Source organism: Streptomyces sindenensis, assembly GCF_014649035.1.
Taxonomy (GTDB): domain Bacteria; phylum Actinomycetota; class Actinomycetes; order Streptomycetales; family Streptomycetaceae; genus Streptomyces; species Streptomyces sindenensis.
In genome coordinates, this window is the sequence record NZ_BMSG01000002.1 from 1 (window position 1) to 23,935 (window position 23,935).

At 69.4% G+C, this 23,935-nt stretch carries 18 protein-coding genes and 2 pseudogenes; 8 read left to right on the top strand and 12 right to left on the bottom strand.

The window, feature by feature from the left end:
- Positions 1–426: 426 nt before the first annotated feature.
- Positions 427–5,229: pseudogene (locus tag IE145_RS33900) on the top strand (DUF6531 domain-containing protein).
- 11 nt (positions 5,230–5,240) lie between these two features.
- The gene (locus IE145_RS03270) at positions 5,241–5,612 is read left to right on the top strand and encodes a DUF6193 family natural product biosynthesis protein (protein WP_189518658.1); all 372 of its coding nucleotides are present in this window, start codon (positions 5,241–5,243) and stop codon (positions 5,610–5,612) included.
- Between the two features lie 337 nt (positions 5,613–5,949).
- Here IE145_RS03270 and IE145_RS03275 read toward each other — a convergent pair whose 3' ends face one another.
- Positions 5,950–6,588 (bottom strand): SMI1/KNR4 family protein, encoded by a 639-nt coding sequence (locus IE145_RS03275; protein ID WP_189518660.1) that lies wholly within the window; start codon positions 6,586–6,588, stop codon positions 5,950–5,952.
- Positions 6,589–7,109: 521 nt separating this feature from the next.
- Here IE145_RS03275 and IE145_RS03280 point away from each other — a divergent pair.
- The gene (locus tag IE145_RS03280; protein ID WP_189518662.1) at positions 7,110–8,090 is read left to right on the top strand and encodes a sigma-70 family RNA polymerase sigma factor; all 981 of its coding nucleotides are present in this window, start codon (positions 7,110–7,112) and stop codon (positions 8,088–8,090) included.
- Here IE145_RS03280 and IE145_RS03285 read toward each other — a convergent pair whose 3' ends face one another.
- Positions 8,091–8,306 (bottom strand): DUF4287 domain-containing protein, encoded by a 216-nt coding sequence (locus tag IE145_RS03285; protein WP_189518664.1) that lies wholly within the window; start codon positions 8,304–8,306, stop codon positions 8,091–8,093.
- A gap of 57 nt (positions 8,307–8,363) precedes the next feature.
- Positions 8,364–9,032, bottom strand: a complete 669-nt coding sequence (locus tag IE145_RS03290; RefSeq protein ID WP_189518665.1) for a DUF998 domain-containing protein — start codon at positions 9,030–9,032, stop codon at positions 8,364–8,366.
- A gap of 156 nt (positions 9,033–9,188) precedes the next feature.
- On the opposite strand from IE145_RS03290, the gene IE145_RS03295 reads away from it, so the two are divergent.
- Positions 9,189–9,434, top strand: coding sequence for a type II toxin-antitoxin system CcdA family antitoxin (locus IE145_RS03295; RefSeq protein WP_189518666.1), 246 nt, complete (start codon positions 9,189–9,191; stop codon positions 9,432–9,434).
- A gap of 406 nt (positions 9,435–9,840) precedes the next feature.
- Here IE145_RS03295 and IE145_RS33835 read toward each other — a convergent pair whose 3' ends face one another.
- Together IE145_RS33835 and IE145_RS03305 are read right to left on the bottom strand one after the other, a co-directional pair.
- Complete coding sequence (locus tag IE145_RS33835) at positions 9,841–10,065, bottom strand: dihydrofolate reductase family protein (RefSeq protein WP_308427792.1); 225 nt, start codon at positions 10,063–10,065, stop codon at positions 9,841–9,843.
- Positions 10,066–10,411: 346 nt separating this feature from the next.
- Positions 10,412–11,215, bottom strand: a complete 804-nt coding sequence (locus IE145_RS03305; protein WP_189518667.1) for an alpha/beta fold hydrolase — start codon at positions 11,213–11,215, stop codon at positions 10,412–10,414.
- Positions 11,216–11,367: 152 nt separating this feature from the next.
- Between IE145_RS03305 and IE145_RS03310 the strand changes: the two genes are divergently transcribed.
- Entirely contained in the window at positions 11,368–11,976 is a 609-nt protein-coding gene (locus tag IE145_RS03310; RefSeq protein WP_189518668.1) for a TetR/AcrR family transcriptional regulator, read from the top strand.
- Positions 11,977–13,006: 1,030 nt separating this feature from the next.
- Entirely contained in the window at positions 13,007–13,999 is a 993-nt protein-coding gene (locus IE145_RS03315) for a hypothetical protein (protein WP_189518669.1), read from the top strand.
- A 320-nt stretch (positions 14,000–14,319) separates the two neighbouring features.
- Here the strand turns inward: IE145_RS03315 and IE145_RS03320 are convergent, their stop codons facing one another.
- Together IE145_RS03320 and IE145_RS03325 are read right to left on the bottom strand one after the other, a co-directional pair.
- Positions 14,320–15,291 (bottom strand): CU044_5270 family protein, encoded by a 972-nt coding sequence (locus IE145_RS03320; protein ID WP_189518670.1) that lies wholly within the window; start codon positions 15,289–15,291, stop codon positions 14,320–14,322.
- Positions 15,284–15,916: an RNA polymerase sigma factor gene (locus IE145_RS03325; protein WP_189518671.1), complete on the bottom strand. Its 633-nt coding sequence runs from the start codon at positions 15,914–15,916 to the stop codon at positions 15,284–15,286. Before IE145_RS03325 ends, IE145_RS03320 begins: the two co-directional genes overlap by 8 nt.
- A gap of 369 nt (positions 15,917–16,285) precedes the next feature.
- Between IE145_RS03325 and IE145_RS03330 the strand changes: the two are divergent.
- Positions 16,286–16,393, top strand: a pseudogene (locus tag IE145_RS03330) (DNA-binding protein); the annotation flags it as partial.
- A gap of 37 nt (positions 16,394–16,430) precedes the next feature.
- On the opposite strand, the gene IE145_RS03335 reads toward IE145_RS03330, so the two are convergent.
- On the bottom strand, positions 16,431–17,549 hold the full coding sequence (locus IE145_RS03335; protein WP_189518672.1) for a fatty acid desaturase family protein: 1,119 nt from the start codon (positions 17,547–17,549) through the stop codon (positions 16,431–16,433).
- Positions 17,550–17,556: 7 nt separating this feature from the next.
- Positions 17,557–18,612: a ferredoxin reductase gene (locus IE145_RS03340; protein WP_229825282.1), complete on the bottom strand. Its 1,056-nt coding sequence runs from the start codon at positions 18,610–18,612 to the stop codon at positions 17,557–17,559.
- An 85-nt stretch (positions 18,613–18,697) separates the two neighbouring features.
- Here IE145_RS03340 and IE145_RS03345 point away from each other — a divergent pair, with 85 nt between their 5' ends.
- Complete coding sequence (locus tag IE145_RS03345; protein ID WP_189518673.1) at positions 18,698–19,837, top strand: PucR family transcriptional regulator; 1,140 nt, start codon at positions 18,698–18,700, stop codon at positions 19,835–19,837.
- A 4-nt stretch (positions 19,838–19,841) separates the two neighbouring features.
- Here the strand turns inward: IE145_RS03345 and IE145_RS03350 are convergent, their stop codons facing one another.
- The 3 genes from IE145_RS03350 to IE145_RS03360 all read right to left on the bottom strand — a co-directional run bounded on the left by IE145_RS03350 (position 19,842) and on the right by IE145_RS03360 (position 23,761).
- Complete coding sequence (locus IE145_RS03350) at positions 19,842–20,570, bottom strand: hypothetical protein (protein ID WP_229825285.1); 729 nt, start codon at positions 20,568–20,570, stop codon at positions 19,842–19,844.
- On the bottom strand, positions 20,567–21,193 hold the full coding sequence (locus tag IE145_RS03355; protein WP_308427797.1) for a hypothetical protein: 627 nt from the start codon (positions 21,191–21,193) through the stop codon (positions 20,567–20,569). Before IE145_RS03355 ends, IE145_RS03350 begins: the two co-directional genes overlap by 4 nt.
- Before the next feature lie 156 nt (positions 21,194–21,349).
- Positions 21,350–23,761: a fibronectin type III domain-containing protein gene (locus IE145_RS03360; protein WP_189518675.1), complete on the bottom strand. Its 2,412-nt coding sequence runs from the start codon at positions 23,759–23,761 to the stop codon at positions 21,350–21,352.
- Positions 23,762–23,935 lie beyond the last annotated feature (174 nt).

A 23,935-nucleotide genomic window follows, 5' to 3' on the forward strand; every position in this document is an offset into this window, starting at 1 on the left:
CCAGCATCGCCTGCACCCTCATCTGCTACCGCAGGCTCACCAAATGAGATGACTTCTAAGGCCCAGGTCATCGACCCGGGCCTTGTCTATTGTCTGGTTCCATTCAGGCGTCGCAGGCCAGGTCCGGGCCGGGCAGTGTGCCCTCGTGCGACTCGGACGACCAACGGCGGAGCCCCCGGCAGCCCACCCCGAGCGGCGCCTCCTGCGGCCGCCCACGGAGGGCGTCCCCGTGCCACCACCTCGCCGCCCCGCGCCGCCTGTCCCACCGTGAGAACCGGGCTTCCTACGCCAACGGCCCCATGCCGCAGTTGCCCGTTCGGCCGTGCCCCGTCGAAGGTGAACGATCTTGGTAACGAAGCCTGGGAATGAAATCCTGTTCGCACGTGCGTTCAGTGAACGCAGTTTTGCACGGGGGGATTTCGCGCTGTGGCTGTGACCGTGCCCGATTGGGCCGACACCATGCCTGACCTGATCGGGATCAACTGGCCGAACGTCGACGAAGACGCGTATCGGGACATGGCCGACGCTCTCAGAGAGTTCGCCGACGACGTCGAGGACGACGGTCACCTTGCCAACCAACACGTGCAACGTCTGCTGTCCTCCGGAAGCGGCGAAGCTCTCGACGCGTTCAAGGGCCACTGGGGCAAGGTCCAGAAGAAACACGTGAAGGACCTGGCCGGCGGTGCGCGTACGATCGCCGGCGCCTTGGACAACGCGGCCACGGCGATCGAGGCTATGAAGTACGCCGCACTCGTCCACCTCGGCGTGCTGGCCGGCAAGGCCGGCATCTCCATGGCGCTGATACCGGTGACCGGCGGGCTCTCCATGCTCATCGGCGGGGCGGCCATCGCGGTCGCGCAGCAGGCCATCCGCCGGATCATCAAGGAGTGCATGGAGGAGGTCGTCGGTTACATCGTCTCCGCCCTGACCGAGCCGGCCGTCGCCGCGCTGGAGAACATGGCCGCGGACCTCGCCGTACAGGTCGGTGCCAACGCGCTCGGCCTCCAGGACGGCGTCGACATGAACCAGGTCGGCCAGTCGGGTCAGGAAGGCTTCAAGGAAGGGGTGGCGGGGGCCAAGGATTCCCTCCAGCTCGCTTCGGCCGGCGGCTCCGGTCCCGGCCCCGCGCCCGGCAAGGGCGTGCACATCGAGCACGCGGAGCACACGCGCGCCGGTATCCAGCTGAACCTGGTCAGCGTGAACGTGCACGGCAGGACCGCGGGCAAGCTCTCCAAAGCCAGGACGTCCCACGGACGCGCCCGCGGCAAGGACGACATCGCCGGCGCCCTGGACCCCGTGATCGACAAGGCCATGAAGGCGCTCGGCAAGGCCAACAAGGCCATGGGCGACCACGTCGGCAAGGCACTGCCGAAGGCGGTCAAGGAGATCTCCGACAACCAGAAGAAGATCGAGCTGGACATCAAGGAGATGATGTCCAAGGGCGTCAAGGTGCAGAAGGGCGACAAGGAAGACGGCTCACGCCCCGATACGCCCCGGAACTCGGCCCGCACCAAGGCCGATGCCTTGAAAAACGCCAAGGAGGAGCCGCGCCGTAACGCCATCTCGCTGGAGAAGAAGACCTGCGAGAACGACCCGGTGGACGTCGCCACCGGCGAGATGACCCTCCCGCAGACCGATCTGGCCCTGCCCGGGGTCCTTCCTCTGGTCCTTCGCCGGACCCATCTCTCCGGCTACCGTTACGGCCAGTGGTTCGGGCGTAGTTGGGCCTCCACGCTGGACGAGAGAATCGAGCTGGACCCGCTCGGCGGGGGCGCGGTGTGGTCCCGGGAGGACGGTTCGCTCCTCGTCTATCCGCGGCTGCCTCTGCCCGAGGACGACGACGGGGTGCTCCCCGTGGAGGGCCCCCGGCTGCCGCTCCGGCACGGAGGCTAGGGCAACAGCGAAACCACCTATCTCGTGACGGATCCGCGTTCGGGTCTGACGCGTTCCTTCCGCGGCGGCCCGTACAACGCGTCCTCCGCCTACTGGCTCCGGGAGATCGAGGACCGCAACCTCAACCGGATCGACTTCGCCCGCCTTGGGGACGGCAGTCCGACCGCCGTCGTCCACTCCGGAGGCTACCGGGTCGCCCTGAACGTCGAGGACTCCCGCGTACGGGAGCTGTCCCTGCGTACTCCGGACGGTCCCGTCACCGTCCTGCGCTACGGCTACGACCCCCTCGGCAACCTCGACGCCGTCATCAACTCGTCCGCCCTACCGCTGCGTTTCACATACGACCCGGACGACCGGATCACCTCGTGGACCGACCGTAATGACGCCACGTTCCGTTATGTGTACGACGATGCGGGCCGCGTGGTCCGGACGGTCGGCCCGGACGGCTATCTGTCGTCGACGTTCGCGTACGACGTCCATCCGGAGACGGGCGACCGCGTCACCCGGTACACGGACTCCCTCGGCGCGACCAAGGTCCACCAGTTCAACGAACGGCTCCAGGCCGTCGCGGAGATCGATGCGCTGGGCGGCGTCACCCATCGCAGCTTCGACCGGTACGACCGGCTGCTGTCCCGGACCGACTCCCTCGGGCGTACCACCACGTACACCTACGACGATCGTGGAAACCCGGTCCGGGTCGAGCACCCCGACGGCACCGTGGCCCGGGTCGAGTACAACGAACTGAACCAGCTCGCAGCCGTAACCGGCCCCTACGGCGGGACTTCGCGGCAGGAGTACGACGACCGGGGCAACCCGACGCTCTTCACCCGGCCGGACGGTACGACGACCCGCCTCAGCCACGGCCCGCAGGGCCAGCTCCTCGGAGTCGACGACTCCCTGGGCGCGCTGGACCGGCTGCGCTGTGACGCGGCCGGTCTGCCCCTGGCGGTCCGCGGGCCGCTCGGTACGGTCACCCGCTACGTCCGGGACGCGTTCGGACGCCCGGTGCGCGTCACCGACCCGCAGGGCCGCACCACCGAGCTGGAGTGGACGGTCGAGGGCAAGCTCGCCCGCCGGACGGACCCCGACGGCTCGCAGCAGTCGTGGACGTACGACGGCGAGGGCAACTGCCTTGCGCACACCGACGCTACGGGCGGCGAGACCCGCTTCGAGTACACCCACTTCGATCTGGTCTCCGCCCGCACCTCACCGGGCGGCGCACGCCAGGAGTTCACCCACGACACCGAGTTGCGCCTGACCCGGGTCACCAACCCCCAGGGACTGACCTGGGATTACACCTACGACGCGGCAGGCCGCACCACCGCGGAGACCGACTACGACGGCCGCACCCTCCGCTACTCCCACGACTCCTGCGGCCAACTCCTCTCCCGTACGAACGGACTCGGCCAGACGGTCCGCTACGAACGCGACCTCGCGGGCCGGGTCACCGCCAAGGACGCCGACGGGAGCGTCACGCGCTTCGCCTACGACATCCACGGCCGCCTTGTCTCGGCGACGGGCCCGGACAGCGAGCTGTCGTACGTACGCGACAGCTCGGGCAGGGTCCTCCGGGAGGTGTGCGACGGCCGCGAACTGGTCAACACCTACGACGAGACCGGGCGGCGCACCCGTCGTGTCACCCCGTCCGGTGCGGTCAGCTCCTGGTCCTTCCCGGCCGGTCGCACCGCTGAGCTGACCGCCTCCGGCCACCGGCTGGGCTTCCACTTCGACGAGACGGGTCGCGAGACCGGCCGCCGGATCGGTGACGCGCTGGCCGTCGACCTCGCGTATGACCCGGCGGGGCGCCTGATCGACCAGCTCGTCCGGACGACCGGTGAACGGGTTCTCCAGCGCCGCACGTACACGTACCGCCCCGACGGACATCTCGCCTCGGCCGAGGAGCTGACCGGAGGCCGCAAGCAGCTGGAGGTCTCCCGTGACGGCCGGGTCACCGGCGTCACGGCGGAGAACTGGTCGGAGCGGTACGCGTACGACGAGGCCGGGAACCAGACCAGTGCCTCCTGGCCCGGTGCGGGCGACGCCTCCGGGCCGCGTGAGTACGCCGGAACGCGCATCACGCGTGCGGGCCGTGTCCGGTACGAACACGACGCTCAGGGCCGGGTGATCCTGCGCCAGAAGACACGCCTCTCCCGCAAGCCCGAGACCTGGCGCTACGGCTGGGACGCGGAGGACCGCCTCGTCTCGGTCACCACGCCCGACGGTACGCGCTGGCGCTACCTCTACGACGCCCTGGGACGGCGCTCGGCCAAGCAGCGCCTGGCCGAGGACGGGGCGACGGCGGTCGAGGAGGTGACCTTCACCTGGGACGGCGACACTCTTTGCGAACAGACCACGACCACGACGGGCTCCCCGGATTCCGTCGCCCTCACCTGGGACCACGACGGCGTGACGCCGGTAACCCAGGTGGAACGCCGGCTCGTCGACCAGACGGAGGTCGACAGCCGCTTCTTCGCGATCATCACCGACCTCATCGGGTCGCCTCGTGAACTGGTCGACGAACAGGGCGAGGTGGCGTGGCGCACCCGTTCCGCCCTGTGGGGAGCCACGTCGTAGAACCGCGACGCCGGCGCGTACACCCCCCTGCGCTTCCCCGGCCAGTACTTCGACCCGGAATCGGGCCTCCACTACAACCGACACCGCCACTATGACCCCGAGTCGGGGCGCTACCTCTCCCCGGACCCGCTCGGTCTGACCCCGGCCCCGAACGTGGTCACCTACGTCGACGACCCCACACTGTGGATCGACCCGCTGGGGCTGGCAGGATGCCCCCACCGGAGCGGGGAGCACAAGCACAGCGTGGTGCTGGGCATCAACCAGAAGCCCGACCATGCCTCGAATTCTCTCGCAGCACATCTCCGCGCCAACGGTGATCCGGGGGCCCACACCTACAACGGGTCGGACTACGCCGGGGTCGAGGCAAGCGGGCCGATCTGGATGACGAACGTCATGGCCGCAGTGGGAGATCGCGACACCACCTTGTCCATCACGCTCGACGGAATGCCCAACAGTAGAGGCGAGTACGGCAACTGGAACACCCCGGAGACCATCGTGGACGCCTTCCAAACCGCTGTCCAAAACGGGCAGCCGTTCGGCACCGCACCCCAGAACTGGCCGAGTGACGGGTTGGGGACGGCCTGGGAGATGAGCGTCGTCGCACGCAACGTACGCATGTACGAGTCGAGCTTGATGTTCGACGATGACGAACCGATCGGCCGCCCGTGGGAGGAAATACGGTGGTATTCAGGCAATGAGGAGATCAAGGAAGTCCCGAAGCCGGACATCCCCGAGATACAACCCCCCAAGCCCCGAAAGTAATGGACTGACGAATGACAAATGATGAAGCTCTCGCGCGGGCTGCGGAGATCGTCGCGACTGAGTGGAAGGACATCCTCGACTCCGAGGACGGCCTGATCGATCCCGCCATGCCCCGGGCGGCCTACGCAAACCCTCGCCTGCGGGAACTGTTTCCGACCGTCAGCCACGGCGCCCTGTACCTCAGCCGATGCATTCGCCACCCGCGGCCGCACGACGTGGGCAGCCTGTTCCCACGCGCCGGGGGCGGGTTCATGGTCGTCCGCCAGTCCGACGGCACGGTTCTCGGGGAGCCCGAGACGGTGGAGGAGGCAGTGGCGTTGATCGCCGCGAACCTTCCAGAAGGCTGCGGCCCAGCCATCAACGGATCGGCTAACGATCTGTAACCACAGAGGCAGCCATCTTCACCGCTCCTGCCGTGAGCACTCTGAGTTGGCATGGACGAGGCTGTTTGAAAGGTGCGTGCCGCACTCGGTGAGGGACAGGATTGCGAAGCAGTCCACGGATGCGGGCACCCGTGCCCCCATCCGTGCCCAGCCGAGCGGACAACAGCGGCCGGGGCTTCCTTTTCGTCTGGACCGCTCCGGGCGTCGCGCACCATCTCCGCACCACCTTGACGGTCTCCTCCGTTAGAGGCCCCACGAGCAGGCAGGACCATCATGTCCTGACCGTCGTTCCGCAGTGCGTCGTGAACGTGCCCGCCATCCCGCGTCCGCGCTGTGGCTAACGCACGGTCCGGCCACTGCTCAGCGGTATGAAGTCCCATTGCAGTCTCTGCTCCTCATCGACTACGGGCATGTTGCCGTTGAGAGGCTGGTTGGTCTCTAGAGCCGTGGCGACCGCCTCCATGAACACGGGCAGGGACGTCCACATATCGTGCGAGCCGCGCATGATGCCTTCCGTGGCCTCTGCTTCATGGACGCGCCCCCGGTCGATCTCGGGACGGTGGTCCAGCACGAGGTAACCACCACCGAGGTCCCGCGCGAAGGGAATCAATTGCGGGTGCCCATACAGGATGCGACTGCCCCCAATCCTCATGAAATCGTACTCCGCCTCCTCTCCTCCCTCATCTGCCGTGCGCTTGTCGTAGAAGCCGGTGACAAGTCGCCAATCAGCCGCTATCCGACCTGTGCTCATCGGCCTGTAGATCCCAGGGAGCAGCGAACTCCGCTGGTCCAGGAGACCGTCGTGCCGCAGCAGCGAGATCACTAAGGGCTTGAGGAGCGGCTGGCCGATGACGCGTTCGGTCGCGGCGATGTCCTCCGGATGCGCGGGTGGCGCCAGCGCAGAGTATGTCGCCGACGCATGCTCGGACAGCCAATTCTCGATGCGCGTCCACGACTCACTGATCGATACGGTCATGGCCGGTACCCTGCCACCTGGTGCTGACAATCTCTGAGCACAGCCAGACGGCGACCGTGGCAGGGATCCATCCGACTGGGGCCGTCTCGGTGACAAGCTTCGCGCCCTGCCCACCCGCCAGTGCCGTGCCCCATCCGTGCCCTTCGGAGCGGACAACAGCGGTCAAGCACGGTGCCCAGAGGCCAGACCAACCTCGCCACCCCGGTCAAACATGCAGTTCAGAGCCACTTTGGTCAACCAAGAACCGTTGATTTCCAAGCTCAGAGAGCGAGTTCGATTCTCGTCACCCGCTCTTCCACGAACCCCCAGGTCATCGACCTGGGGGTTCGTCCTTGTCCAGCCCTTCCTCAGCGCCTTGCACCACCTCCGCACCACCTGACCCCTTTTCGCGGCACTCGCGATCGCTCTTTGTCCGTCCTCGGGATCGCCGCACATGCCCGCAGTTCTATCGTTGTGCGCGTCGGATGGGCACGCCTGGCCACATGCTGAGGTGGCGCGTCCTCGCGAGCGGGGGGAGCGGCATGGATGACAAGGCGCGGGCGCCAGTGCTGGAACTTGATGCGTACCGGAGCGAGTTGGTTCGCCACTGCTATCGCATGCTGGGGTCGTACGCAGAAGCCGAGGACGCCGCTCAGCAGACCCTCGTCCGAGCTTGGCAGAACGCCGGGCAGTTCGAGGGCAGGTCGTCCCTGCGCTCATGGGTGTACCGCATCGCCACCAACGTGTGTCTGGACGCCTTGGCCTCCGGGAGGAGGCGGGCGCTGCCGATGGACCTGTCCGGGCCTTCGGACGGCGCCGCGCCTCCAGGCGCGCCGGCGGACAGCGCGCTGTGCATCGGCCCCCTGCCTGGTGGCGATCCGGCGGCTTCCGCGATGACCGGCGAGTCGGTGCGGCTGGCGTTCGTCGCCGCGCTCCAGCACCTGCCGCCCAAGCAGCGGGCCACGTTGCTCCTGCGGGATGTCCTCGGCTTCTCGGCCCGCGAGGTCGCCGACCTGCACGGCTGCACTCTCGCCTCCGCCAACAGCGCATTGCAGCGGGCCCGCGCCACTCTGGCCGACCGCCGGGACAGGGCCGACGGACTCGGCCTCCCGGCGCCCGGTGGCACCCAGCAGGTCCTGGCCGAGCGGTACGCGACGGCGTTCTCCCGGTACGACATGGAGGAGCTGGGATTGCTGCTCCACGTCGACGCCACTCTGTCCCTGCCGCCGTACGCGAAGTGGATGCGCGGGATGGCCGATATCAAGTCGTGGCTGACCGGACCGGCCGTCGGCTGCCGCGGTTCGCGGCTCATCCCGACCGTGGCGAACGGCTCTCCCGCCTTCGGCCAGTACCGGCCCCGTACGGACGGGACCGGCTACGAGCCCTGGGCTCTCCACGTCCTCGAGTTCTCCGGCGACCGCATCGAGAGCATCACGGCATTCCGTGACACCGCGCTCCTCTTCCCTCAGTTCGGCCTGCCGGGACGCCTGAGCGGTGAAGCATGTCCCGGCGTCCCGACCTGATCACTTGGCGCTGTCCTCGGCGAGAGTGTGGGCGACGAGGGCATTCGCATGGCCGTGGCCGAGTCCGTGCTCGGACTTGAGCCAGCCGACCAGCTCCATGTGCTTGGTGAGCGGGGACGAACGAATGAGATCCTTCCACTCGGCGATCGGACGGCCGTACTTCTTCTCGATGGACGGGAAGTAGCTGGCAGGGCCCTTCACCGCGTTGTCGGTCATGGATGCTCCGTTTCGGATCGTGATCATCTTGGTGGAATCGGTGAGAACGGCGTTTGGCTAGTGGTCGCCCGGGGCGTCGGCCAGGCGTGCCATCACCGCGCTCAGCCACAACAGACCGAGGCCGGCACTGGCGGTAAACGCAAGAACCGAGGCCGCAGAGGCCGCGAATCCGGCGACGACGGCCACAGGCATGACACGCGATGCCACGGCCCAGCTGCGAAGACCCCGGGCGGCGAGCGGGCGAGCCAGAAGGACGAGTGCCGCACACAGAGCGAGGTAGCCGATCATTCCGGCAGCCATGTGGACCGCACCGTGCCCGCTCATCACCGTCGCGTCCGGGGAGCCTGCGGGGAAGCCCGCACCGGCGTCGGCCGGGAAGGCGGCCGCTGCCCAGAAGGAGAGGCCGAACACGCCGACCAAGGCCGGTGCCCATACGTCGGCGGGGCCTCTGTGCAGAGTCCGTCGCAGCCCGGCCGCACCGACGACCAGCAGCGCTCCGGTGAACACGAAACTCAGCGTCTGAACCCAGCCGGCCCCACCCAGAGCGAGTTGGCTGATCGCGTTTCGAGTGAAGTCAAAACCGTCGCGCGTGAGGCCCTGGGCAAGTCCGGCCGCGAGGAACAGTGGACCTGCCACGACACCACCGGCCGTGAGCCACCGACCCGTGGATCGCTGGATGGTGGCTACCGCATGGATGGGGCCAGGTGTGGTGAACGTGCCGGTCATGGCGTGCCTTCCTCGTTGCGACGGTGTCATCCGTATGACCGACGACGAGCGGCAAGATGATCGCCCTCCAGTGTGTGCCCTAGCTCACACAGTGGACGGTTGAGCTCCCTCAGGGGCAAGTCCGCCACCCCGCGCATACTCCAGCATGCTGGACTCATGTCCTCCACGACTCGCATCACCGTCACCCTCCCCAGCGACCAGGTGGCGGAGCTCCGCAAGCTCACGGACAACGTCTCCGGCTACGTGACGGAAGCCGTAGCCCGCCAGATCCGGCACCAGCTCCTGGGGGACGACCTCCGGCGGCACGAGGAAGAGCACGGCCCCCTCAGCGACGAGGAGATCGCCGAGGCGCACGCGAAGGTCTCCGGCTCCGTCGGCGCCACGGGCGCGGACGCCGCTTGAGCGAGTCGCGCCGAATCCGTCGGCCTGGGCTCGGAAGGGCTCTCGGCCTGGATCGTCGCGCCGCCCACCCTCGTACCCCATCCGTGCCCAGCAGTGCGGACAACAGCGGTCCGGTGCAGCCTCCAGAGACCATGGATGCCCCAGCTTCCTCGCAGAAACACGCAGGTCAGAGCCCTTCCCGACACTCAAGCACCGCTGTTTCCCGAGCTCGGAGCGCGCGTTCGATTCTCGTCACCCGCTCCACCGCACAACCCTCAGAGCAGAGGCCCGAGGGTTCTTTGCTGTCCAGGCCCATTCCAGGCCGCCTACGAGTCACGTGCCACAACTCGCCTGTCGCTACGTCCATTTGGCTATGTTTTGAGTCCTGCCCTCGGAAGCGACCATCCCGGGTTTCGCACGGATCACATCAGGGCGTACGTGAGATGAGACCCGCGAGGAGCCGACCACCTGGACCGGCGCAGAGGCGGACGCCCGCACCCAGGATGACGGGCGCGATGTGGAGTTGGAGTTCGTCCAGCAGGCCTGCGGCATTGAACTGCCGGACGGTGTCCGCGCCCCCGGAGATCTGCACGTCCTTGCCCCCCGCCGCTTCGCGGGCCCGGGCCAGCGCACTGGTGATTCCGTCGGCCACGAAGGTGAAGGTCTTTCCGCCCTGCCGCGCCCAGGGCTCCCGCGGTATAGGGGAGAGGACAAAGACGGGGCCCGGAAGGGCGGCGGATCGGGCCAGCCAACCTCCCCTTCGGCAAACATCTGCCGCCCCATGGCGTAGGCGCCCGTGCGGAAGAAGTTCTCCTGGACGATGGCGTCGTCCTGATTGGTCTTCCCTCCGGCGATGCTCTGGCGCTCCCGCCGGCTCTCGACCTCGAAGACTCATGCGTGCATGCGCGTTCCACCATCACCGAGCGGGTTGCCCGGGCAGGAATGGGGGCCGGCGATGTAGCCGTCCAGGGACGTTCCCAGGCTGGCGAAGACCTTGCTCATGCCTGCGCCCCGGCGGTGAAGAAGCTGATCAGGGCAGGGGCGAGGGCCTCCGGGGCGATGCTGTGCTCCTGGCCGGGGAAGACGTGCAGGGTGAAGTTGTCGGCGAGCGCGGCGAGTTCCCGTGCGCCGGTGAGCATGTGCGGTGCGCCCGAGTCGCCACTACCGACGAAGACCGGCACCGTCACGGACTGCCAGCGGTCGGCGGGCAACGGGCGGCCGGACATGGTGTCGCCCACGACCTGGCCGTCGTACGGAAGAGTGCGGGCGGTGGCCTCCATGCCGGACCAGAAGGGAGACTGTCGCATTCCCGCGACGGCCTCGTCGGGGAGGCCCACGGCCGCGGTCATGAAGTAGGCAGCCGCGTCGCCGTACGCCTCCCGGGCCACCAGTTCCTTCAGATGGTCGACGTAGTCCGTGGGGAGCGGGGGGCGGCTGGAGTCGGTGATGAACGGCGGCTCGTACAGGGCAAGCCGGGTGACGGCGCTGCCCCGGGCCGTGGCCTCAAGCGCCAGAACGGCGCCGGACGACATGCCGAAGACCATGGCCTCGCCACCGGCATGCTCAATGAGGGCGTCCAGGTCTTCGACCTCGCGCTGGACGTCGTATGCCGCGCTGTCGCCGCTGTCACCGCGGCCCCGGCGGTCGTACGTGATCACGCTGAAGCGCTCGGCCAGCAGGCCCGCAAGGCCGGCGGAGTCGCCGCGCGTCATGAAGGCACCGCCCACGACCACCACAGTGGGGCCCGCGCCCTGCTGTTCGTACGCGATGGCCGTGCCGTCGGCGGAGAACACCTTGTCCATTCGGAAAACACACTCCCACTCGTGCGTCATGCGCGGAGCGCGCAGGGCAGAAGGCTCGCACGCTTCGGAACTAGACCGTACAGTACTCGTTGCGGTACTGGTCAGTCCAGTACCGTTCTTCCGGGGGCGGACGAAGAGAGAAGGAGTCGGCCATGGACAGCCGTTCAGAGCGCAAGCACCAGGCGATCCTGGAGGCCGCGACCACCGTGTTCCTGGACAAGGGGTACGAGCGCACGAGCATGGACGACATCGCGAAGCTGGCCGCGGTGTCCAAGCAGACCGTCTACAAGCACTTTTCGGACAAGGAGAAGCTGTTCGCCGAGATCGTCCTGGCCACCACCGACCGCATCGACGGCACGATCGACCTGGTGGCCGACGTTCCCGCCGACGCCGATGGCCTGGAGGAGAACCTGACCAAGCTCGCCCGCCAGTTCCTGACGGCCCTCACCCAGCCTCAGGTGATCCAGCTGCGACGCCTGATCATCGCCAACGCCGACAGGTTCCCTCAGTTGGGCGCCGCCTGGTACGAGCAGGGTTTCGAGCGCGTACTGGCCACCCTGACGGCCACCTTCGAGCGCCTCACCGCGCAAGGTCTGCTCAAGACCGACGATCCCATGCTGGCCGCCCACCACTTCTCCGGTCTGCTGCTGTGGATCCCGGTGAACCGGGCCATGTTCCACGGCAGCCCTCAGCACTCCGAGGCCGACCTCGACCGGTACGCCGCCGGCGGCATCCGCGCCTTCCTCGCCGCCTATCGCTGACCGAAGGAACCCGCCCCGGCGGCCCGGAGCAGGCTGCCGACCAGCCGCACCACAGCCTGCGGGGTGCGGCCGGGCACAGAGCCGGGCCGCACCCGTCGCGTCACCTCCTCCGTGCGCCTCGGGCGGGAGCAGGAAGCGGCGGCACCATCCGGTGAGCGATGCCGAACGACCCGCCGCCGGATACCGGCTCCTTCGGCGCGAACTGACGGCGGCCTCCTTGGCCTTGCGCCACTTCCGGCCGAAGGCGGTGCCTCGGTGGGGAGCACCCCGCTCCCCACGAAGACGAGACCCTCGGGCCCGTCCTGTGCCGACCACTCCAGGAGCAGGTCTCCGGTGACGGCCGGGTCACCGGTGTCACGGCGGAAGACCGGTCGGAGCGGTACGCGTACGACGAGGCGGGAACCAGACCAGTGCCTCCTGGCCCGGTGCGGGCGGACGCCTCCGGGCCGCGCGAGTACGCCGGAACGCGCATCACCCGCGCCGGTCGTGTCCGGTACGAGCACGACGCCAAGGCCGGTTGATTCTGCGCCAGAGGCCCCGCCTCTCCCGCGCGAGCCCGAGACCTGGCGCTACGGCGGGGACGGGGAGGGCCGCCTCGTCTCGGTCACCACACCGGACGGTACGCGCTGGCGTCACCCTCTACGACGTCCTGGGACGGCGCTCAGTTCACATCCGATGCACCGCCAACCCTCTCGACCCCTCCGTGCCCAGCAGAGCGGACAACAGCGGGCAGCTACAGCCTCCAGAGTCCATGGCGAACCGTGCTTCCTCGCAGGAAAACACAGGTCGGAGACCTGGCGCTGCCGCGTTGTCCGGCGTTGCGCGGAGCTGCAGCCTCGGCCATTCCGGCAACGAAGACGGTTCAATCCTGCCGGTCGACGGCATGGTGTGCTTTCGGGGGCTCGGGGAGCATGAGGAGCAGCGCGGGGGACCGGCGTGGAGGCGAGACACCGGCTGGCCAGGAGCGCAGTGCGGCCCTCCGGCCTCGTCCCGGACCGCACGTCGTGCCGCACCGACCGCGGGAGGGATCGTGCGATACAGCAGGAAGCACAGGGCGAGGCGGGATCCGGAACTCGCGGCCGAGGTGACGGCCTTCGGTGAACTGCTGGCCGGGTACTCCTTCCAACCTGGGACTGCTGGAACACCGCCGGAGGCAGTGGCGGACTGGGCACGGGCCCTGGACGCGTACGAGGCGGCTGGCCGGGCCCTGCGCCGCGACGGCCGCGAGGACGTCCTCCGGCATCTGGACCACGGCATGTACGCCATGGGCTGCCTGGAGTCCCGCCTGACGGGTGGGCCGCTGCCCATGCGGCTGCCGCTCTGCTTCTTCGACCCTCGGCACGGGCCGTCGACCGCCGAAGTGCCGTGGACGCCCCCGGATGGCACGACGCGCCGGGTCCCGGTGTGCGCGGCGGACAAGGTACGCCTGCGCGAGGGCTCGCTTCCGATCGCCAGCGGCCACCCCGCACGGCGCCAGACCGCCCCGGCACCGTCGCTCGCGCTGCGTGACCGTGCCGACTGGGGCAAGCTGGCCGTGCCGGGAGCCATCGCCGCGTTCCTGGGGTACGCCCTCGCGCTGTTCGCCGTCGGTGAGGCGGGGTGGGGCATCGTGTCCCTCGCTGCGGGCCACGTCCCGCTGGGCCTCGCATTGTTGTCGGGCATGGCGCTCTTCTCGTCGGCGTCCACTCTGTGGGCGTTGATCCACCGGGGTCACCTGACCGAAGCGGCCTTCGACCGCTCGGAGAAGACCTCGTCGGAGCACAAGCACGTCCACGTCGTCACCGACGTCTCCGGGCGGCGGTACGAGCACGTACGAAAGGTGAGCGGTCCCACCGTGAAGCCCCTGCCGTACCGGCGCGTCTGGTACGTCCCGGGACGCAAGGACGGGGGCGAGGTGCTGGGTGCCTGGGCCGTTCTGGGGCTGCCCGCCGCCGTTCTGGTCGCGCTGCCGATTTTCACCGTGAGCGCTGCCGCCACCCTGTACCTGATCCCGGGGCGGTTGTTCATCGCTCTTCTCCGGTGACGACCACGACAGCCTTGAGCTGCACTAGGAACCGGCCATGTCCGATCGGCCCGACACCGCTGCGGCGGCCGGTGACGACGGCTGTCTCAGGTGGCGGTCCCGCCGGCTCTCCTTTCCTGCAGGTCAGAGCCGAAGCGGTCCGATGGGGCGCCGCTGATTCCCAAGCTCAGAGCGCGAGTTCGATCCTCGTCACCCGTCCCACGGCTGAGGCCCAGGTGCGGGCCTGCCGGAGCGGTCAGGAAGCGACCAGCGCCCGGCGGGCCTGTGGGCCTGTGGGTCTGTGGGCCTGTGGGCCTGTGGGCACCGACCGTGACAGGGGGCTACGGTCGCTGCCTCAACCGGTCGACGATCCCCCACTCGACCACATGCGACAGCTGGGTGTATGTCTCCTTCCCCGAGGCCGAGGTCCGCTCGTCGCGGAAGCCCAGGAATTCGTACGACACCGGGTCGAAGATCAGGTACTTGCTCTTGTGGGACCCGCGCCCGGTATGGGCGATTCCCACGCCGGTCCGCCCTGCGGAGTCCTGCACTCCAGGGATCGTCTTGACGCCGGGCACATGGGCCAGCGCCTCGTATGCCGCGGGGCGCAGGCCCTGGGGCAGTACCGGGTTCTTCAGGAGCTCGCCGAGCAGCCAGTAGGCCTCGTACCGATGGGGTTCGTCGAGATCGCCGATCGACCGGCCGTCGGGCCGGGAGCCGGCGGAGAGGATGGCCAGGACGAGCCTTTCAGGGTCTTGGGGCAGCTTCTTCAGCTCGCTCCACTTCCGGGGTGGCCACACCCCGTTGCCCTTTCCTGCGGGCTCCTCCCACATCTCGCGGCCCAGTTCCATGGACAGGGAGGGCTTGGAGACACCCACCGAGCCCCACATCTCGTCGGTGTAGGTCCGCACCCTTCCGGTCTTCTGCTCCGTCTCCTTGATGATCCGCTTTGAGTAGATGAACTGGTCGTCGCGCGGTGCCACCGGCTCCCTCTCCTGCTCTCGCTCCCACGCCGCCGCCCCGTTCAGCACCGTGACGGCGGCGTACTCCAACCGCGGGGTTCTCGCGCCCGGTGCACCGCCCTCGCCGGAGCCGTCCGTGCCGATCACCACGGCCGTCCCCGTGACCGCCGTGGCGACCGCTGCGGCTGCCACGAAGCTCAGTGCATGGCGGCGGCTGAGACCGGTGCCGGTGCGCTCGTCCGCGTGGGCCATCGCGTTGAGCAGCCGGTGCCGGGCCAGAGCCTTGGCCGGGCCGTTGAGCGGAGTCGCGCCCGCGTCCCACTCCCTCACGAGTTCGAGTTCGTCATTCATGGTCGGATACCTCTCGCAGTGCCGTCGGGTTTGATCCGCCCAATGCTTCGCGCAGCTTGCCGCGAGCCCGGTGCAGCCGTGATCTGACCGTGCCCACGGGGACTCCGAGGGCCTGGGCGGTCTCCTCGTAGCTGAGATCGCCCCAGGCGACCAGCAGCAGCACGTCCCGGTGGCGAGCGGGCAGTGCGGCAAGCGCCGCAGCCAGCTCGCGGCGCACGGCCCGCGCCATCACCCGGTCCGCGGCACGGTCGGCCAGCGGCTCGTCGTGGTCGGTGAGGGCCGGGACCCGGGCCATGGCCTTGAACCGGCGGGCCTCGGCCCGCCGGTGCCGGCCGATCAGGTTCGTCGCTATGCCGAACAGCCAGGGCTGGGCGTCGGTGCCAGTGCCGCGGGCCGGGTCGTAGCGATGGCGCTGCTGGAATGCGGTGGTGAAGGTCTCCGCCACGACGTCGTCGGCGACCTCGTTACCGAGGCGTCGGGCCGTGTAGCGGTGCACGGCGTCGGAGTGCCGGTCGAAGAGCGCGGCAAACGCCTCGGGCTCATCCCGGGACCGCGCGATCACTGAGGCGTCGCTCTCTGCATCGGCACGCGCGGTGCCGATGCAGACACCTGGTCCGATGGCCATCGGGGCTCCTCTCGTCCCGGGGACGATGCTCGATTACCGGGCTTTCACCGGTTCTTCGCCCCTCGCGCCGAAGCGGTTCCCTCAGCTCCTCCGCAACACCGTGGTCTGCGGACCCCACCCATGCCGTTCGTCCTCCTCACCGACGGCCGGACGGCCACCACCTCCACCTCCACCCGTAAGCGGAACGCGGCCGTCGAGCAGCGGCAGGATCAGCACCAGCAGACCCCGGCCGCACGGCCCGCCGCCACAGCCGTGCTCCCTCGGCCCGCCGCCGGGCCGCACTGTTCCCGTGCTCCGGACTGCAACCTCGCGAAGGCCGGTACCGGTGGCCCCACCACGGGGCTTCACCGGGGTGACTGCTGGGCCTGCAAGCTCCTCGCGATGCTGCGGATCTTCCACGACATGGGCGCCGGCCAGGTGGGGGCCAACACCATCGCGAAAGTCAGCGACTCACGCACCAAGATGCCTCGCCTGAACTGAGCTCTCTCCCGCGTCAAGGCAGAGCCGGTCACCGTCAGGCAGCGACGAGGTCCTGCTCGCGGTCCGGCGCTCCGGCCCCGGGCTGCTTGTTCGGCAGTGCGAGCCGGAAGACCTTGTGCCATGCGGAGAACACCTGCTTGGGCAGCGGGCCGGTGACGTACTCCAGCTCGTACTTCTCGAACAGCGCCCGCACCTTCACCGCGACCTCGGCGTACCGGTTGCTCGGCAGGTCCGGGAACAGGTGGTGCTCGATCTGGTGCGACAGGTTGCCGGTCATGAAGTGCATGGCCTTGCTGCCGCTGATGTTCGCCGAGCCCATCATCTGGCGCAGGTACCACTGGCCGCGTGTCTCGCCCGTGATCGACCGGCGCTCGAAGACCTGGACGCCCTCGGGGAAGTGCCCGCACATGATCACCGAGTGGGTCCAGAGGTTGCGGACCAGGTTCGCGGTGAACGTGGCGGCGAGTGTGGGGAGGAAGGACGGGCCCGACAGCAGCGGGTGGACCACGTAGTCCTTGAGCACCTGCTTGCGGATCTTGCGGCCCACGGCCCTGGCCCGCGCACGGAACTCGGGGTTCTTGCGGCGGCGCTTGGTGAGGTTCTTGCCGAGCTCCAGGTCGTACGCCGCGATGCCGTACTCGAAGAAGCAGGCGTTGAGGAAGTTCCACAGCGGCTGGCCGAGGTGGAAGGGGTGCCACTTCTGGTCCTCGTCGACGCGCATGATGCCGTAGCCGAGGTCGTTGTCCTTGCCGATCACGTTGGTGTACGTGTGGTGCAGCTCGTTGTGCGAGTGCTTCCACTGATCGGACGGCGAGACGTGGTCCCACTCCCAGGTGGTGGAGTGGATCTTCGGGTCGCGCATCCAGTCCCACTGGCCGTGCAGGACGTTGTGGCCGATCTCCATGTTGTCCATGATCTTCGCCACGGACAGCCCGGCGGTGCCGAGCAGCCACGCGGGCGGGAAGATCGAGAACAGCAGCACACCCCTGCTGACCAGCTCCAGCTTGCGCTGCGCCGAGATGACCCGCCGGATGTAGGCGGCGTCCTTCTCGCCGCGGTCGGCGATCACCTCGTCGCGGATGGCGTCGAGCTCGCGGCCCAGTTCCTCGATCTGCTCCGAGGTCAGGTGGGCGGTGGGGTCGATGGCGGTCAAGGTGCTCCTACCGTTCGATGTCGCAGGGGCCCGCCGCGGCGGACACACAGGTCTGAATGAGGACGCCGGGCTCGGCCTCGGTGATCTCGCCCGTGCGCAGGTCCCGGACAGCACCGGCCTTGAGCGGCGTGACGCAGCCGAAGCAGATACCCATGCGGCACCCGGAGGGCATGAGCACGCCGGCCTCCTCGCCGATGTCGAGCAACGGCGTGGCGCCGTCCGCGTCGACGGTCCTGCCGGTGGTGCTGAACGTGACCTCGCCGCCGTCGCCGGCGACGACGATGCCGGGGCGGAACCGTTCGGTGTGCAGGCGCTCCGGGACGTCGTGTTCGGTCCAGTGCTCTTCGGCGGCATCGAGCAGACCTGCGGGGCCGCAGGCCCAGGTCTCGCGCTCGGCCCAGTCGGGCACGAGCTCGCCGAGCCGGGCGATGTCGAGCGTGCCGTCCGTGTCGGTGTGCATCTCGGTGAGCCGCAGCTTCCCGCCCGCGACCAGGTCGTGCAGTTCGTCACGGAAGATCACGTCCTGCGGCCGTGGCGCGCAGTGGACCATGACGACGTCGTCCAGTTCGGTGGAGCGAAGCATGCCCATGACGGGCGTGATGCCGCTGCCGGCCGTCAGGTAGAGCACCTTGGCGGGCTTGGCCCGTGGCAGTACGAAGTCACCGGTCGGCTGGTCGAGCCGGATCAGCGTGCCCGGTTTCGCCCTGCGGACCAGGTGGTTGCTGACCTTGCCGTCCGGGATCGCCTTCACGGTGATCGTGATACGGCCGTCCCGGCGGCTGGTCGGCGAGGTGAGGGAGTAGGCACGCCACAAGCGCACTCCGTCGACGTCGACGCCGACCCTCACGTACTGGCCCGCCGTGTGGCCGCGCCAGCCCCGCCCCGGTCTGATCACGACACTCGCGGCGTCATCCGTCTCGGAGTGCACGGCCTCGATGCGCCCGCACAGGTCAGCGCCCGCACGCAGCGGGTCGACCAGGTCGAGGTAGTCCGACGGCAGCAGCGGCGTCGTGACCATCTCCAGCAGTTTCCACGCCCCGGTGCGGAGGGCTCCACTCATCATGACCCCAGCTTGCTGCGCCTCCAGGCGTAAAGTCCTGACCACAGGACGTAAATCTGGTCGACCGATTTGTTCGCAGGGAACAAAAATGAGCTATGCAGTCCGGAGGGCCAGCGAGCTGACCCTGAACGAGACGACGGTCACCGCCCTTCGGGCCGCGCTGAGGACCACCGCCGACGAAGTCGTGCAGGCGATCATCGACGAGGTGCCTCCCTACGCCCATGCCCTGTCGGGCCGCATGGGCGCCACCATCCGCAGAGCCGTCCGCACCGCCCTGGGGCACTACCTGGACCTCGCGAGCGGGAACGCCACGGGCGGCGACGCCGGGGACGCCGCCTACGAGCTGGGCCGCGGCGAGGTGCGCGACGGCCGTTCGATGGACGCCCTGCTCAGCGCCTACCGCGTCGGCGCCCGGGTCGCCTGGCGATGCCTGGCAGCGGGCGCCGTGCCCGCGGGGCTGCCCGCCGCCGAGGTCGCCAAGTTCGCCGAGCTGACCTTCGCGTACATCGACGAGCTCTCCGCCGCGAGCGCCGCCGGCCACGCCGACGAACTGGCCGCCCGGGGCAGAGCCCACGAGCGCCACCTGGAACACCTGGCCCGCGAGCTCCTCGCCGGCGCGAGCCCGGACGTGCTGCTGGCCTCCGCCCAACGGGCCAGGTGGCAGCCTCCTGTCTCGCTGACCGCCGTCCTGCTGCCCGCCGCCCAGGCCCGGCCCGCCTACCGGACACTCGACCCGAGCACCCTCGTCCTCGACGACCTGCCGGACGCCACCGGTGTGCTCCTCGTCCCCGATGCCGACCGCTCACGTCTCCTACGGCAGCTGACCGACCGCGCCGCCGTGGCCGGCCCGGCCCGGCCGTGGATCCACGCGTCCGCCTCGTACGCACGGGCCCTACGCGCGCGTTCCCTCTCCTCCGACATCCGCGACACCGAGGACCACCTGCCCGACCTGGTGCTCAGCGCCGACGCGGACGCGTTCGCAGACCTGCGCGCCCGAGCCCTCGCACCGTTGCGGACCCTGCCCGCCGCAACCGCACGACGGCTGGAGGAGACGTTGCGGGAGTGGCTGCTGCACCAGGGCAGGCGGGACGAGGTCGCGGCGGCGTTGTTCGTGCATCCCCAGACGGTCCGATACCGGATGTCGCAGCTGCGGGAGCTGTTTCCCGATCTCGCATCACCACACCGGGTCCTCGAACTGACGCTGGCGGTCGGCCTCCGGGACCGCTGACGCGTCACCCGTCCACCGCCGCGTCCGCGGGCGTCCGGAGATCGTGCTCAAGGCTTCGGTCATCATCTGCCGGGCGCCCCTGGACCACAGGCCGATGCGGGTTCGGTGTTCCCTCGTCGCTCATGTGCGCCCGCCGCCAGATTCCGTTCCAGTTGACCGGAGTCTCCGGAACGACCCGGTGCCGCTGCCCGCAGGGACATGGCGCCAGCACCCGCGCGCAGCCGCGGCACAGCTCCACCCAGCCGTGGCCGGTCGCGTTCGACACCGGTGGTCCCTCGTCCCCGCAGGCGGAACAGCCGGGGAGATCGGCGCCGTCCAGCATCGCGTTCTGCCGCCGGACGTACTCGGGCAGCCGCAGCGACGGGTGGTGGGACGGGGCGTCGTACCAGGCGCGATTCGGGTCCTCCCACCAGTTCCGCAGCCACCACGGCCGGGGGTTCGGCACAGCCCGCCGGCCGGCCCGCTTCTCCGCCCGGCGCTGCGCCGCGTACTCCTGCGCCCGCGCGAGCCACAGCACCCGCGCCTCGTGCAGTTCCTCCACCGCCCGCACCAGCGCGTCCGGGTCCGCCTCCAGCCGGCGGGGGATCGCGGCGCTGAGCGTGAGGTGGTGGTACGTCGCCCGCAGGCCGTACGGAGCGAAGCAGGTGAGGCAGGTCCGCAGCGCACTGTGCCGGCGGTGGAGGGGAAGGCGGGCATCGTGCACGCGTGCTCGGTGGGTCAGGAAACTCGTCATGGCGCGGGCGCCTGGTCCAGGGCCCGTGCCAGGGCGGCGGTGACAGGGGCGGCGTGGGCCGGCAGGTGCTGTTCGGCCCAGGCTCCGGCAAGGCCGAGGAAGTCCCGCACGTCCTGCTGGGCGCCCGCGACGAGCATGCGGACCTGGTCTGCCGGCAGCTCGGTCACCGGGCCGCCGTCCGTTCCGTGGGCGTCGTGGGTCAGCCGGACGATGTCGCCGACGCGTTCGGCCGTCGAGTAGGGATCGTGGCCGAAGTGGGCACAGCCGGTGCCGTCGAGCATGTCCAGCCAGTCCCGCCAGGTCTCCAGGCCGTTGCAGCAGCCCGGCTCGACGAAGACGGTGCCGGTGGTGGTGTCGGTCACCCGGAATCCACCGGCGGCGAACAGGCCGGGCATGGTGAGCAACCCGTGCAGGAAGGTGCCCACCGGGTCGGTCGGGCACGGGCCGTGCTCCTCCTCCGGCTCGAAGTCGTTGCATTCGGCGATCCGCATGACGGCTGTGCCGACCTCCGCCGGAGTCAGCTTCCCGTTCAGGACGAGGTGGCCGAATGACGTGTGCTCACCGACCGGCCAGAGCGTGAAGTCATCGGCGGCGAAAATCTCCAGAACGGGCTGCATCACCATCACATGCGGATGATGCCGAACCCGCTGATCTACCGCCACAGGCTTTCGGCCGCTGCACAGGACTCGGAGCCGGACCGCTGCCCGTGCGGTCTCGCCGTGGGCTCCGCGGGGAGGGGGCCGGAGCGGCCGCCGGCCCCCTCCCCGTGTCCCGCCCGGTCAGAGCCAGGAGTTCCAGATCCCGTACGCCGTCGATCGCGTCGCGGCTTCCGCGCCCGAGGCGTCGAGGCGTACGACGCGGTAGTAGTACAGGCCGAGCAGGTCCTCGTGCACCGACATGTCCATGTAGTACGCCGCGTCGCCCGTCGTGCCCTCCGTCAGGGTCGCGTACGAGGCGGTGGCGGGGTCCCAGCGTTCCACGCGGTAGTCCGTGAAGCGGGAGCAGTCCCCCAGGCCGGAGCTTTCGGAGCAGCCGACGTACAGATTCGGGTACTGGCCCTCGCGGACGTCGGTCTCCGTCCAGCCCGGCGGGCGGGTGTCGGGAAGGGTGACCGAGACCTCGGCGGAATGGAGGACGTCGAGGGGGTTGTCGTCGTGCAGGAGCCGGTCGTCCGAGGCTGCCACCTTGTAGACGTGGGTGGCGCCGTCGGCGACCGTCGGGCAGAGGATCTCGGTGTCGGCCAGGGAGCTGCCGGACCAGCAGTTCTCCTTCCAGACCGTCTCACCGCTCTCCGGGTCGGTGACGCCCTGCCATACGTGGTAGCGGCGTACGTCGGTGTCGGCCGGCGGCGTCCAGGTCAGCCGGACGCCGAGCGGGACCCGTTCCGCGGTGAGGTTCTCGACCGGGGCGGGGCGCTGGGTGTCCGGGGTGGTCGCCTCGGCCGGCGGGCCGGGCTGTGATGCCTTCCCGTAGCGGTCGGTCGTCACGACTCGGTATTCGTACCTCGTCTCCGACTTCCCCCGGACGTCCCAGCACGTGCCGTTGACCTGCTTGCGGGCGGACAGCGGAGCGTTGTCGTCCGCCCAGGTCCAGTACGTGTCCGGGGCGGTCAGCGGCAGGTCCACCGAGGTGAACGGCTTGCACTGGTCGACGATGTCGCTCTCGCCGGTCGCGGTGTCGGTTCGGATGATCTTGTAGGTCGGGAGGGCGCGTTCGTCGACCGTCCACGGGTCGACGCTGCTCCACGCGACTATCACGCCCTCGTCGAACCTGGTTGCCGTGGTCGTGAACGCGGGGATCGCCTCCGGCCGGTCGGCCGTCTTCAGCGTGATCTCCACCGGCGCGGCGGCGTTGCCCTGGGCGTCCACGGCGCGCACGGCGTACCGGTAGCTGTCGGCGACGGCCGCCGACTGGCGCGGCACCACGTCCGTCCGGGTGCCGGGGGTCCCCGCGGGGCGGGCGTCGATGTAACCGCCGGTCGCCGGGTCGTACTGGAGGACCTGGTACGCAGCGGCGTCGGTGACGGGCGACCACAGGAGATGCGGTACGCCCGACCGGTACTCGGCTCGGAGCTTCGTGACGGCGGCGGGCGGGGTCAGGTCGGGGGTGGTGAACGTGGTGGCCGCCGAGTACGCCGACCAGTTCCCGGCGGCGTCCCGGGCCCGGCCCCGGTAGGTGACCCTGCTGCCGTCGGCACGGTAGCCGGTGTCGCAGATCGCCCCCTTGGTGCCGGAGTAGATCGTGCTCCAGCTCTTCGTCGCGGCGTCGAGCCGCTGCATCTCGTACCGGGCGATGTCGGCCGCGTTCTTCGGGGTGGTGACCAACTGCGGTGCCGCGTACGGCTGGTCGGCCGGGCAGGAGTCCCATTCGAGGAAGGGCGCGGCGGGCGGCGTCCTGTCGATCGTGGTGACGGGCTTGTCGGGGCTGCCAACGGAGACACGGCCCGCCTTGTCGACGGCCCGGACCTCGTAGTAGTAGGCCGCGCCCGTCTTGGGCAGCGTGCTGTCGGTGTACGACCTGGCGGTGGTCGTCGCGAGCTGCTTGCTTCCGTACGGCGTGCCCTTCAGTCGCCGGTAGACCCGGTAGTTGGCCAGGTCCATCTCCTGGTTCCTGCTCCAGGTGACCTTGGCCGCGCCGGTGGAGGAGTTGTACGAGACGGCCGTGCCCGTGGGGGCGAGGGGCTTGACCTTGTCGTACGTGGCGGAGGTGCGCGGTGCGTAGGCGAACGAGACGTTCGCGGCACCCGTCCAGTTGACGTAGTCGAAGCGGAGCGTGTGCTTGCCCTTGGGGATCGTCACGTTGACCGTCTTCTTGACGGTCGTGGAGCCGTTCTTCCAGACGTCGATCTTGCGGACGCCGTCGAGGTAGACCCGCATGCCGTCCCGGGCGGAGGCCGTGAAGGTGAAGGGGCCGCCGGAGCCGAAGTCGCGCGTCACCGACCAGCGCACGCCGAAGTGGTCGGACGGTACGCCGGAGGCGGGCGCGCCCCTGCCCCAGTTCTGGTTGACCGCGGAATCGCAGTCCGTCTTCTTCGGCGTACCCGAGAACGTCGTGTTCGCGAAGAACTGCCTCGTGAAGACGGGGGAGGTGCAGCTCACCGCCGCGGAGGCGGGTACGGCGGTGGTGTAGAGCACTCCGCCGGCCGTGGCCAGAACCAGGGCGGTGGCGGTCGTGCGTCTGGCTGGGTTCATCAAGTCCTTCAGTCCTGTCCGGCGGCCGATGTCGATCATCGGGCGTCGTCGGGCAAGACCACGGAGGAGGCCGGTTGGTTGTACGAGCCACAGCCGCGGCAGCCGGGGCGAGCGCCCTCGCGGTCGTTCTCCCGGCCGATCTTTTTTGCCTGATCGCGCCTATCGGCGGGCCAG